The organism is Mixta tenebrionis (assembly GCF_006517625.1).
In the GTDB taxonomy this organism is placed as follows: Bacteria; Pseudomonadota; Gammaproteobacteria; order Enterobacterales; family Enterobacteriaceae; genus Mixta; species Mixta tenebrionis.
Map to the genome: position 1 here is coordinate 22,010 of NZ_VHQI01000017.1, position 11,678 is coordinate 33,687.

Sequence of the window (11,678 nt, forward strand, 5' to 3'; positions counted from 1 at the left end):
GTTTCAGGTAAGTAAAATGTGACTGTTTTTTGGCAAAAAAGTAACGGGGCTTTAAGATCGTTGTATTTTTCGCCAAAAACTTGATCTGATACAGGTTGTTTAAGCAAATCAAACAGTTCGCAGCCGCCGGACAGGCTTCGGAGTGATACTGACTTATGTTATTATCGCGACCCGATTTAAGAGTGCGATATTTCCCCCCATGCTGGAAGCCATCAATCTGACCTGTATACGCGATGAACGCACGCTGTTCAGCGAACTTCATTTTGCGATAAACCGTGGCGATATCGTCCAGATTGAAGGACCGAACGGCGCAGGTAAAACCACGCTGCTACGCGTGCTGACGGGCCTCAGCGGCGCCGATCGCGGCGAGGTGCGCTGGCAGGGAGAGGCGCTACGGCGACAGCGGGAACGCTGGCACCGCGATCTGCTGTTTTTGGGGCACCAGCCGGGGGTAAAAAACGTGCTTTCGCCGCTGGAAAACCTCGCCTTTTATCACGCTGAATGTCATGAAGAGCAGCGCTTTGCCGCGCTGGAGGCTGTCGATTTGCTGGGCTTTGAAGAGGTAGCCGTGGCGCAGCTTTCGGCTGGTCAGCAGCGTCGCGTCGCGCTGGCGCGGCTGTGGCTCAGCGAAGCGCCGGTCTGGATCCTTGATGAACCTCTGACGGCGATAGATGTTAACGGAGTGGGAAAACTGATGGCGCTCTTTGTGCAGCACGCTCAGCGCGGCGGCCTCGTTATTTTGACGACGCACCAGCCGCTGCCCTCTGCCGCCTGGCCGCTGCGAAAAATAAGCCTGACGGCGGGAGAGGCGAATTGATGCTGTGGCGCGTTATTCGGCGGGAGCTGCGCATCGCTTTTCTTAGCGGCGCTGAAGTTATTAACCCGCTGTGGTTTTTCTTAATCGTGATTACGCTGTTTCCGCTGGGCATCGGCCCTGAGCCGCAGCTGCTGGCGCGTATTGCGCCGGGCGTGGTGTGGGTAGCCGCGCTGCTCTCTTCGCTGCTGGCGCTGGAGCGGCTGTTTCGCGACGACTTTGCCGATGGATCGCTGGAACAGCTGCTGCTGCTGCCGACGCCGTTGCCGGTCACGGTGCTGGGCAAGGTTATTGCGCACTGGATGATTACCGGCCTGCCGCTGTTGCTGCTCTCGCCGCTGGCGGCGCTGCTGCTGTCGCTTAATTTTGCCAGCTGGTGGGCGCTGGCGCTGACGCTATTGTTGGGCACGCCGGTCTTCAGCCTGCTGGGCGCTATTGGCGTGGCGTTAACCGTCGGTCTGCGCCGCGGCGGCGTCTTGCTGAGTTTACTGGTGCTGCCGCTGGCGGTGCCGGTGCTTATTTTCGCCAGCGCGGCCATCGACGCAGCCGGTATGGGGCTGCCGATTAACGGCTATCTGGCGATTCTGGGCGCTATGCTGGCGGCCAGCGCAACTCTTGCGCCTTTCGCTACGGCGGCGGCGCTGCGTATCAGCCTGCACTGAGCGCAACCGTTTTATATTTTACTGTGAGCGATAATCATGTGGAAATGGATACATCAGCTGGCTAAGCCGGAACGGCTTTATCAGTTTTGCGGCCGACTGGTTCCCTGGTTTGCCCTGGCGGCGGCGGCGGCGCTGTTTATCGGCTGGGGATGGGGATTTGCTTTTGCTCCGCCGGACTATCAGCAGGGCGAGAGCTATCGCATCATCTATATTCATGTGCCGGCGGCTATCTGGTCGATGGGCGTTTACAGCGCGATGGCCGTGGCCGCCTTTATCGGCCTGGTGTGGCAGATGAAAATGGCGGATTTAGCCGCCGCCGCTATGGCGCCGGTCGGCGCCACCTTTACCTTTATCGCGCTGGTTACCGGCTCCGCCTGGGGCAAGCCGATGTGGGGCACCTGGTGGATCTGGGATGCGCGCTTAACCTCGGAGCTGGTGCTGCTGTTCCTCTATATGGGCGTTATCGCGCTGTATAACGCTTTTAGCGATCGGCGTCTTGCCGGCCGCGCCGCCGGAATTTTAATTCTTGTCGGCGTAGTCAATATTCCCATCATCCATTTTTCCGTTCAGTGGTGGAACACGCTGCATCAGGGCTCTTCGGGCGTGATGCAGCAGGCCATTGCCCCCGTAATGCGCAGCCCGCTGCGCTGGTCCATCCTTGGCTATCTGCTGCTGTTTATCTCGCTGACGCTGATGCGCCTGCGTAACCTGATTTTACTGACCGAGCGTCATCGCCCCTGGGTTGTCGCGCTGGTAAACAGAAAAGGAGACGCCGCATGAGCCTCGCGTTTGCATCATGGCAGGATTTTCTGGCGATGGGCGGCTACGGCTTTTATGTCTGGCTGGCCGTCTGTTTTACCCTGCTGCCGCTGGCGCTGCTGATTGCGCATACCTGCTGGCAGCGCCGCCAGCTGTTAAACAGCGTCCGGCAGCATCAGGCGCGTGAACGTCGCATCAGGGCGGCAAAAATGAAACAGGCCGCAGGCCAGGCGGCAGGAGAATAATGTGAATACCCGTCGTAAAAATCGGCTTTATGTGGTGGTGGCGATCCTTATGGGGCTGGGCCTGGCGACAACGCTGGTGATGTACGCGCTGCGCTCGAATATCGATCTTTTCTACACTCCCGGCGAAATTATTAACGGCAAAGGCGAGGCGCTGGCGAAGCCTGAGCCGGGCCAGCGGCTGCGCGTCGGCGGCATGGTGATGCCCGGCAGCGTCAAGCGCGATGAGAAAACGCTGCGCGTTAATTTTAAGCTCTATGACGCGACCGGCGTTGTCGATGTCAGCTATGAAGGCATCCTGCCCGATCTGTTTCGGGAAGGGCAGGGCGTCGTGGCGCAGGGCGAGCTGCTGACGGGCAATCAGATCCATGCCAAAGAGGTGCTGGCGAAGCATGATGAGAAGTATACTCCGCCGGAAATCGCTGACGCGATGAAGAAAAACCATCAACGTCCGGCGGCGATGGCGCTGCCGCAGGGTGACCGTCCATGATGCCGGAAATCGGGCATTTTCTGCTCTGCCTGGCGCTGGCCGTATCGCTGCTGTTAAGCGTTTATCCGCTGTGGGGCGTATCGCGCCAGGATAGCCGCCTGATCGGGCTGGCGCGTCCGCTTGCCGTTGGGCTGTTTCTCTGCGTGGCGGGCAGTTTTATGCTGCTGGCGCACGCCTTTATCGTTAATGATTTTACCGTCGCCTACGTGGCGAATAACTCCAACAGCCAGCTGCCGCTCGGCTACCGCATCGCCGCCACCTGGGGGGCGCATGAAGGTTCGCTGCTGCTGTGGCTGCTGATGCTCAGCGGCTGGACGCTGGCGGTAGCGATCTTTAGCCGCGCGATGCCGCAGGATGCCATTGCGCGCGTGCTGGCGGTGATGGGGATGATCAGCTTCGGCTTTCTGCTGTTTATCATTTTTACCTCTAATCCCTTTGCCCGCACGCTGCCCGATTTTCCCATCGACGGGCGCGATCTGAATCCAATGCTGCAGGATATCGGGCTGATTTTTCACCCGCCGCTGCTCTATATGGGCTATGTCGGTTTCTCTGTCGCCTTTGCCTTTGCCATCGCCTCGCTGATGGCCGGGCGCCTTGATACCGCCTGGGCGCGCTGGTCGCGTCCGTGGACCATTGCCGCCTGGCTGTTTCTGACTATCGGTATCGTGCTGGGCTCGGCCTGGGCCTATTACGAGCTTGGCTGGGGCGGCTGGTGGTTCTGGGACCCGGTGGAAAATGCCTCCTTTATGCCGTGGCTGGCGGGGACGGCGCTGATGCACTCGCTGGCGGTAACGGAGAAGCGCGGCACCTTTAAAGCCTGGACGGTGCTGCTGGCGATTACCGCTTTTTCGCTCAGCCTGCTCGGCACCTTCCTGGTGCGTTCGGGCGTGCTGGTATCGGTTCACGCCTTCGCCTCCGATCCGGCGCGCGGCATGTTTATTCTCGTTTTCCTGGTGATAGTGATCGGCAGTTCGCTGCTGCTGTATGCCCTCAAGGGGGGACGGGTGCGCAGCCGGGTGCAAAACGCTTTCTGGTCGCGCGAATCTTTCCTGCTTGGTAATAACGTGCTGCTGATCGCCGCGATGCTGATTGTGCTGTTGGGAACGCTGCTGCCGCTGGTGCACAAGCAGCTGGGCCTTGGCTCGATCTCTATCGGCGAACCCTTTTTCAACACCATGTTCAGCTGGCTGATGGCGCCGTTTGCGCTGATGCTGGGCGTCGGCCCGCTGGTACGCTGGCGGCGTGATGAGCCGCAAAAGCTGTGGAAACGGCTGACGCTGGCGCTGCTGGTCGCCCTGTTGCTGTCGCTGCTGCTGCCGTGGCTGATGCAGGATCGCATCGAGGCGATGACGGTGGTAGGGCTGATGATGGCGCTGTGGGTAATACTATTGACGCTGCTGGAACTGCACGAGCGCGCCACGCACCGGCACAGCCTGCTGCGCGGCATTGCCAAACTATCGCGCAGCCACTGGGGCATGGTGCTGGGCCATCTCGGCGTGGCCGTTACGGTAATCGGTATCGCCTTCAGCCAGAACTACAGCGTGGAACGCGACGTACGTATGCAGAGCGGCGACAGCGTTGATATCCACCACTATCGCTTCCTGTTCCGCGAAGTGCGGGAGCTGCAGGGACCGAACTACAGCGGCGGCGTGGCGCTGATCGACGTGACGCGCAACGGCAAGCCGGAGGCGACGCTGCGGGCGGAGAAACGCTATTACAGCGCGGCGCGCAGCATGATGACCGAAGCGGCGATTGACGGCGGGCTGACGCGCGATCTCTATGCTGCGCTTGGCGAGGAGCTGAGCGACGGCTCCTGGGCGGTGCGGATTTATTACAAACCTTTTGTGCGCTGGATATGGTACGGCGGCCTGCTTATGGCCTGCGGCGGTCTGCTTTGCCTGCTCGATCCGCGCTATCGCAGCCGTAACAAAGCGCAACGGGAACCGGTATGAACAAGAAGATCCTTTTTATTCCGCTGATTCTGTTTTTACTGCTGGCTGCCGCGCTGATGTGGCAGCTGTCGCGCAACGCCGACGGCGACGATCCGACGCGGCTGGAATCGGCGCTAATCGGCAAGCCGGTGCCGCTGTTTAAGCTGGAGTCGCTGGAGTCGCCGGGCAAAACTTTCGATCAGTCGGTGCTGGCGGACGGCAGGCCGCTGCTGCTGAACGTCTGGGCGACCTGGTGCCCCACCTGTCGCGCCGAACATCAATACCTCAACGGCCTGGCGGAGCAGGGCGTGCGCGTGGTTGGGCTGAACTACAAAGACGATCGCGCAAAAGCGATTAACTGGTTGAATACGCTGGGCAATCCCTACGCACTCAGCCTGTATGACGGCAGCGGCATGCTCGGTCTGGATCTGGGCGTGTACGGCGCGCCGGAAACCTTTCTGATCGACGGCCAGGGCACTATTCGTTATCGCCATGCGGGCGATTTAAACGATCGCGTCTGGCAGCAGGAGCTGGCGCCGCTGTGGCAAAAATACAGCAAAGAGGCGGAGAGATGAGAAAAATAATTCTGTTGCTGGCGGCGATGCTGGTTAGCATGAGCGCGCTGGCGACCATCGAAACCTGGCAGTTTGATTCCGCGCAGCAGGAGCAGCAATATCGCGAGCTGACCGCCTCGCTGCGCTGCCCCAAATGTCAGAACAACAGCATTGGCGATTCCAATGCGATGATCGCCGCCGATATGCGGATGAAAGTCTATCAGCTGCTGAAGCAGGGACAGAGCGAGGAGCAGATAACGCAATATATGATAGCGCGCTACGGCGATTTCGTTACCTACCAGCCGCCGGTAAGAGCATCGACGCTGGTGCTGTGGGCCGGACCGCTGCTGTTTATTCTGGCGGGCGGGCTGGTGATTTTTTTACGCAGCCGCCGTCTGCCGGCAGAGAGCGAGCGGCTGGATGAAGCGGAGCAGCAGCGGCTGGACGCGCTGCTGAACGGCGACAGGAAACCATAATGACGCTTTTCTGGATGGTAGTGATGGCGCTGCTGGCGGTAGCGATTGTGCTGTTGCTGGCGGCGGGCTGGCGCGGCGAGCGGCCTGTCGCCGTCGATCGCGATGCGCTGAATAAGCTTTTTTATCAGCAGCGTCTGGCGGAGCTGGAACAGGATGAGGCGCAGGGCGTTATCGCCGCGCGTCAGCCGATGGTGCAGGAGCTGCAGCAGACGCTGCTGGCGGATATTCCCGCCGATGCGACGCCCGCCACGCCCGTACGGCCGCTGAGCCGCTGGGTGCTGCTGCCGGGCGCGCTGGTGCTGGTGCTGGTCAGCCTGGGCTGTTATCTGAAAACCGGCGATCTGCCGGGGCTGGTCGGCTGGCAGCAGGTGCAGGCGGAATATCCCGCGCTGCGCGCGCGTCTGCTGGATGCGCAGGCGAAGCCGATGTCGGTAGAGGAGCTGGCGCGTCTGGGGCTGGGTCTGCGTACCGCGCTGCAGCAGAATAAGGATAGCGTGCATGACTGGCTGATTCTGGGGCGCATCGGCATGGTGTTGAACAATCGCAATACCGCCGTGCAGGCATTTCAGCGTGCGTTACAGCTGGCGCCAAATAATGAAGAGATCAGGCTCAGCTATGCGGATGTGCTGACCCGCTCCAGCGATCCGCAGGATAACCGCGAAGCGCAGGCGATGCTTAACGCAATGTTAAAGCAGAATCCCGATAATGTGCGCATACTTAGCCTTGCGGCGTTTAACGCTTTCGAGCAGCAGCAGTACCAGCGCGCCATCGGCGCATGGCAATCGATGCTGCTGCTGTTGCCCGCAGGCGATACGCGCGTTGCGCAGGTGAAGCGCAATATTGAACAGGCGAAAACCGCCGCAGGGCTGCAAACCAGCCGGCTGTCGCTAACCATCACGCTGGCGCCGGAAGCAGAAAAAATGTTACCGCAGGGCGGAGTCATGTATATTTCTGTTTTCGACGGTGTTTCACCGGTTCCGGTAGCGGCCAAAAGAGTGCCGCTGAGTCATTTTCCGCTATCGCTGACGCTGGATGACAGCAACGCCATGGTGCCGGATCGTCTGCTTTCCACGCAGCATCAGGTGCTGGCGCGCGTGCGCATCGTGCGCGACGGCAGCGCTACTCCGCAAACCGGCGACTGGTTTGGCGAAAGCGCGCTAACGCCCTTCGATGGCAAGCAGCATCTGGCTGTTGAGATCGATCGGCAGCAGCCCTGAAGCGGTAAGCACTTAATCAGTACAGGGAGAAGATTATGAACTACCGCCTGACGGGATTGGCGCTGGCGAGCATACTGTTAGTCGGCTGCGCCAGTTCTCAGGATAACCGCGAAGCGCAGGGGCGTTCCGATTCGCTGGAAGGGTTTAACCGCACGATGTTCAATTTTAACTACAACGTGCTGGATCCCTATGTTTTGCGTCCGGTAGCGGTGGCGTGGCGCGACTACGTGCCCGTACCGGCGCGTACCGGCCTCAGCAATTTCCTGGGCAATCTTGATGAGCCGGCGGCGATGGTGAACTCCTTTCTGCGCGGCGATCCCTACCGCGGCATGATTCACTTTAACCGCTTTTTCCTGAATACCGTGCTGGGCATGGGCGGCTTTATTGACGTCGCCGGGATGGCTAACGAGAAGCTGGCGCGCGAAGAGCCGCAGCGTTTCGGCGGCACGCTGGGCGCCTGGGGCGTTGGTTACGGGCCTTACGTGGTGCTGCCCGGCTACGGCAGTTTTACGCCGCGTGAGGATGGCGGCGACTACGTAGATACGCTCTATCCGGTGCTGGGCTGGCTGAGCTGGCCGATGACCGCCGGGAAATGGATGCTGGAGGGCGTCGAGACGCGCGCGCAGCTGCTCGATTCCGATGCGATTTTGCGCAACACCAGCGATCCCTATGCGTTTGTGCGTAACGCCTATTTCCAGCGGCACGATTTCCTGGCGAACGGCGGCAAGCTGAAGCCGATGGAGAATCCGAACGCGCAGGCGATAGAAGGCGATCTGGACGATATCGACGCGGCTGATGCGGAGTAAGATCAGAGAGCGGGAGGTTTCCGCTTTATGGTGGCACAGACTTAAGGCGCAGGGAGGCCGGGCAGAAGAGTAAAGCGTCCCGCGCCAGAGACGGCGCGGGCCGAGCGGTGAGGGATGACATGTTTTGCGTCTTTACGATCGGCCCGGCCTCCCTACTCAGTCACGGTCGTTATCGGTTAAAAGCGGGAAATCTCCCGCTTTTTTACTTTTTTGCCTTTCAGCTCTGCTATCAGAAGCGATAGTTAAAGTTGGCGCCGTACAGCCAGGCTTTACCTTCTGAATCGAATTCATACGGGGTGGGCGCGCCGTTACGTGCGGTGGCAACCGGATCTACCCCTTCGTGAACCGTCACTTTCTGCCCGTGCATATAAGAGACGCCAACGTCCAGCGAGGCATTATCGTTAAAGGCGTAGGAAGCGCCGGCGCTCAGCCACAAACGATCCTGATCGGGAATGGAAATTGAACGCTTGTCAGCCGGAACCGGGCTGTCGTCGAAGGCGATACCGGCGCGGAATGTCCAGTTCTTATCGTAAAAATAAGTGGTGCCCAGCGCGATGCGGTAAGCATCCTTATAGCCTTCTTGCTTATAGAACAGCTCCTGACCGTTATTGCCGGTGGCCTTCAGCTCCTGGAACTGGCTCCAGCTGGTATAGGCGAGGCTATAGTGCACCGCCCACTGCGGCGCGACTTTATGATAGCCTGAAACTTCCCACATCTCCGGCAGATTCAGCGTCAGCGCGCCGGGAATGGTACTGCCGCCGGTGCCGAAAGGCAGGCCGAGCGGGCCGGTAATGGCATTCAGCTGCGGCGGAATCGAACTCTTATAGTCGCCGTCGAAATCGATTTTTACTTCAGAACGATAGGTCAGACCGAAGCGGTTATTCTCATCCACTTCATAGAGGATGCCGGCGTTCCAGCCGTAGCCCCACTCGTCGCCTTTCAGGTGCGCCACCTGCGTATCGGCACGGGCCGGAATGCCGGTCGCTGCGGTAACCAGGCCGCTATATTCGCCCAGATAGCGCTCAATCTTCGCCCTGGCATAAACGGCATCAAAGCCCACGCCGAAGCTGAAATGCTGATTCATACGCCAGGCGGTACTTAAATTCAGGTTAGTGGTCAGCAGATCGGTTTTGCCGCCGTAGGCGCCGCCGGCGTAGTCATTATTAAACTCGGTAGCCAGACCGTAATTGGTAGTGGCGGATGCGCCTACCCACCAGCGATCGTTAATCGGATGCACATAATGAATATTCGGCACCCACTCCGTAGGCGCGATATTTTCCGCCTTCAGGCTGTTGCCGGAGGCGGTGTCGCCATCGATATTTACATCAGGATCGATAAATACCGCACCGATAGAAAACATCGGGCGATCCATTAATGCCATGGTAGCCGGGTTGCGGCTGGCGGATGCCGCCGTATCGCCGATTGCGCCTTCGCCAGAATAGGCGCGTCCTAAACCAACCGAGGAAAATTCATTGAGCTGAAAGCCCGCTGCGTAAAGATTGCCGGAAGCTAGCGCCACTGCAGCCGCCAACGCTGTTTTTGCACACAGGTTTTTATGGTTCATGACCACAACCTCATTATGTGATTTTTATAAATTCTGTTACACGACGTAACAAGGGACCGGGGATTGTAGGGGCTGAAATACGACGCACAAATCAGACCAGTGCGCACAGTATAGGTCTGACCTGCATGTATGTTGCAATATTGTTTTTAAAATATTTCAAATGTGATCGATGAAATAAGATCCACGTAACAAAAACGCGCGCAATTTCGCCGTCGCCGCGCCTTATTTCTGCGCCAGATCAATAATATCAGTGATAACGCTCACACTATTTAGTGATGAATGAATGAACGGCGTAAAATGGCGAACAGTTTATTCATGCCGTTGAAAGCGAATAGTGGGAGATAATAATGAGTGATGCTCTGAATAAATGTAGCGCCAATGAAACGGCGGCCTGCTGCTGTGTGGATGTGGGCACCGTAATGGATAACAGCGACTGCACCGCTTCCTGGTCGCGGCTGTTTGACGACCGTCAGCAGGCGGAAGCGATGCTGGCGACGCTGACCGAAAAAGCGCGCGGCGTTGAATCTGAACCCTGCGAAATTAACGCGCGTTTTACTGACCAGCCGGAAGGCGTTCTTCTCGACGTCGATTTTACCTTCAGCTGCCAGGCTGAAACGCTGATTTTCCAGCTGGGCCTGCGTTAAGCTTCCTGCGGCGGCGTCCTGTACCACGGCGCCGTCTGTTCCGCCCGCCTGCTTCATTTTCCGCTAATTTTTCCTGCCGATGGCAACTGTGTTGCTGCTCTCATTTTCTGCGCGCGCCGCTGGCGGCTTGTTACAAACTGGTTAACACTGGTCGGATCTGACCTCTTTGGCAATGATGCTGCGGTCGTGGTTAACAGGTGGAAATAATGAGCAGAGCGCTTCCTTTGCTGACGCGTCAGGGCGATCGCATCGCCATTACCCACGGGCTTCGCACGCCTTTCGCCCGTCAGGCCACGGCGCTGCATGGTATTCCGGCTATCGAGCTGGGGCGTATGGTGGTCAGCGAGCTGATGGCGCGCAGTGAAATACCAGCAGAGATTATCGAGCAGCTGGTCTTTGGCCAGGTCATTCAAATGCCGGAAGCGCCCAATATCGCCCGTGAAATCGTTCTTAGCAGCGGGCTGAATATCAGCACCGACGCTTACAGCGTCAGCCGCGCCTGCGCCACCAGTTTTCAGGCGGTCGCTAACCTGGCGGAAAGTATGCTGGCTGGCAATGTCAGCGCCGGCATCGCCGGCGGCGCGGATTCCTCTTCAGTACTGCCGATCGGCGTCAGCAAAAAGCTGAGCCGAACGCTGGTCGATCTCAGCAAAACGCGTACCCTGGGTAAAAAACTTAAGCTCTTCAGCCGGCTGCGCCCGCGCGATCTGCTGCCGGTGCCGCCAGCGGTGGCGGAATACTCTACCGGCCTGCGCATGGGCGATACCGCCGAGCAGATGGCGAAAAGCTACGGCATCAGCCGCGAACGCCAGGATGCGCTGGCGCATCGTTCCCACCAGCGCGCGGCGCAGGCATGGCGCGAAGGGCGACTTGATGACGAGGTGATGACCGTCTGGGCGGCGCCGTGGCGTGACGCGCTGCGTCAGGATAACAACGTGCGTGAAAACAGCGCCGTTGACGATTACGCCCGGCTGCACCCCGCCTTCGATCGGCGGCACGGCAGCGTGACGGCGGCTAACAGCACGCCGCTTACCGACGGCGCAGCAGCGGTGGTGCTGATGACGGAAAGCCGCGCGCGCGCGCTGGAGATTACGCCGCTCGGCTACCTGCGCAGCTACGCTTTTACCGCTACCGATGTCTGGCAGGATATGCTGCTGGGGCCGGCCTACGCTTCGCCGCTGGCGCTGGATCGCGCCGGCGTCACGCTAAACGATCTAACCCTGATTGATATGCACGAAGCCTTTGCCGCGCAGACGCTGGCTAATCTGCAGCTGTTTAACGATGCGCGCTTCGCCCGTGAGCAGCTCAACCGCGAGCGGGCGCTGGGCGAGGTGGATGAGGAGAAATTCAACGTGCTGGGCGGTTCTATCGCTTACGGTCACCCCTTTGCCGCCACCGGCGCGCGTATGATCACTCAAACGCTGAACGAACTGCGCCGGCGCGGCGGCGGGCTGGGGCTGGTTACCGCCTGCGCGGCGGGCGGTCTGGGCGCGGCGATGGTACTGGAGGTTGAATAACA

Annotated in this window: 13 protein-coding genes; 12 read left to right on the top strand and 1 reads right to left on the bottom strand. The window is 59.3% G+C overall.

Going from position 1 to position 11,678, the window contains the following annotated elements; translation table 11 throughout:
* Positions 1 to 199: 199 nt before the first annotated feature.
* Genes ccmA through mlaA form a run of 10 tightly spaced genes read left to right on the top strand, consistent with a single transcriptional unit; the run spans position 200 to position 7,951 of the window.
* Complete coding sequence (gene ccmA, locus FKM52_RS19660; protein ID WP_141177881.1) at positions 200 to 817, top strand: cytochrome c biogenesis heme-transporting ATPase CcmA; 618 nt, start codon at positions 200 to 202, stop codon at positions 815 to 817.
* The gene (gene ccmB / locus FKM52_RS19665) at positions 817 to 1,476 is read left to right on the top strand and encodes a heme exporter protein CcmB (protein WP_141177846.1); all 660 of its coding nucleotides are present in this window, start codon (positions 817 to 819) and stop codon (positions 1,474 to 1,476) included. The genes ccmA and ccmB overlap by 1 nt, the downstream gene beginning before the upstream one ends.
* A gap of 36 nt (positions 1,477 to 1,512) precedes the next feature.
* Positions 1,513 to 2,256, top strand: coding sequence for a heme ABC transporter permease (locus tag FKM52_RS19670; protein WP_141177847.1), 744 nt, complete (start codon positions 1,513 to 1,515; stop codon positions 2,254 to 2,256).
* Positions 2,253 to 2,480 (top strand): heme exporter protein CcmD, encoded by a 228-nt coding sequence (gene ccmD / locus FKM52_RS19675; protein WP_141177848.1) that lies wholly within the window; start codon positions 2,253 to 2,255, stop codon positions 2,478 to 2,480. Before FKM52_RS19670 ends, ccmD begins: the two co-directional genes overlap by 4 nt.
* A 1-nt stretch (position 2,481) precedes the next feature.
* On the top strand, positions 2,482 to 2,967 hold the full coding sequence (ccmE, locus tag FKM52_RS19680; RefSeq protein WP_141177849.1) for a cytochrome c maturation protein CcmE: 486 nt from the start codon (positions 2,482 to 2,484) through the stop codon (positions 2,965 to 2,967).
* Entirely contained in the window at positions 2,964 to 4,919 is a 1,956-nt protein-coding gene (locus FKM52_RS19685; protein WP_141177850.1) for a heme lyase CcmF/NrfE family subunit, read from the top strand. The genes ccmE and FKM52_RS19685 overlap by 4 nt, the downstream gene beginning before the upstream one ends.
* Positions 4,916 to 5,473, top strand: a complete 558-nt coding sequence (locus tag FKM52_RS19690) for a DsbE family thiol:disulfide interchange protein (protein ID WP_141177851.1) — start codon at positions 4,916 to 4,918, stop codon at positions 5,471 to 5,473. Before FKM52_RS19685 ends, FKM52_RS19690 begins: the two co-directional genes overlap by 4 nt.
* Positions 5,470 to 5,928 carry a cytochrome c-type biogenesis protein gene (locus FKM52_RS19695; RefSeq protein WP_141177852.1) on the top strand — a complete coding sequence of 153 codons (459 nt, stop codon included), beginning with the start codon at positions 5,470 to 5,472 and terminating at the stop codon, positions 5,926 to 5,928. The genes FKM52_RS19690 and FKM52_RS19695 overlap by 4 nt, the downstream gene beginning before the upstream one ends.
* A complete protein-coding gene (ccmI, locus tag FKM52_RS19700) occupies positions 5,928 to 7,145 on the top strand; it encodes a c-type cytochrome biogenesis protein CcmI (RefSeq protein WP_141177853.1) in 1,218 nt (405 codons plus the stop codon). Before FKM52_RS19695 ends, ccmI begins: the two co-directional genes overlap by 1 nt.
* Before the next feature lie 35 nt (positions 7,146 to 7,180).
* A complete protein-coding gene (mlaA, locus tag FKM52_RS19705) occupies positions 7,181 to 7,951 on the top strand; it encodes a phospholipid-binding lipoprotein MlaA (RefSeq protein ID WP_141177854.1) in 771 nt (256 codons plus the stop codon).
* Between the two features lie 229 nt (positions 7,952 to 8,180).
* Here mlaA and fadL read toward each other — a convergent pair whose 3' ends face one another.
* Positions 8,181 to 9,515 (bottom strand): long-chain fatty acid transporter FadL, encoded by a 1,335-nt coding sequence (gene fadL / locus FKM52_RS19710; protein WP_141177855.1) that lies wholly within the window; start codon positions 9,513 to 9,515, stop codon positions 8,181 to 8,183.
* Positions 9,516 to 9,862: 347 nt separating this feature from the next.
* Here fadL and FKM52_RS19715 point away from each other — a divergent pair, with 347 nt between their 5' ends.
* Both FKM52_RS19715 and fadI read left to right on the top strand, forming a co-directional pair.
* Positions 9,863 to 10,159, top strand: coding sequence for a YfcZ/YiiS family protein (locus FKM52_RS19715; RefSeq protein ID WP_141177856.1), 297 nt, complete (start codon positions 9,863 to 9,865; stop codon positions 10,157 to 10,159).
* Positions 10,160 to 10,365: 206 nt separating this feature from the next.
* Entirely contained in the window at positions 10,366 to 11,676 is a 1,311-nt protein-coding gene (fadI, locus tag FKM52_RS19720) for an acetyl-CoA C-acyltransferase FadI (protein WP_141177857.1), read from the top strand.
* The last annotated feature ends 2 nt before the right edge of the window (positions 11,677 to 11,678 follow it).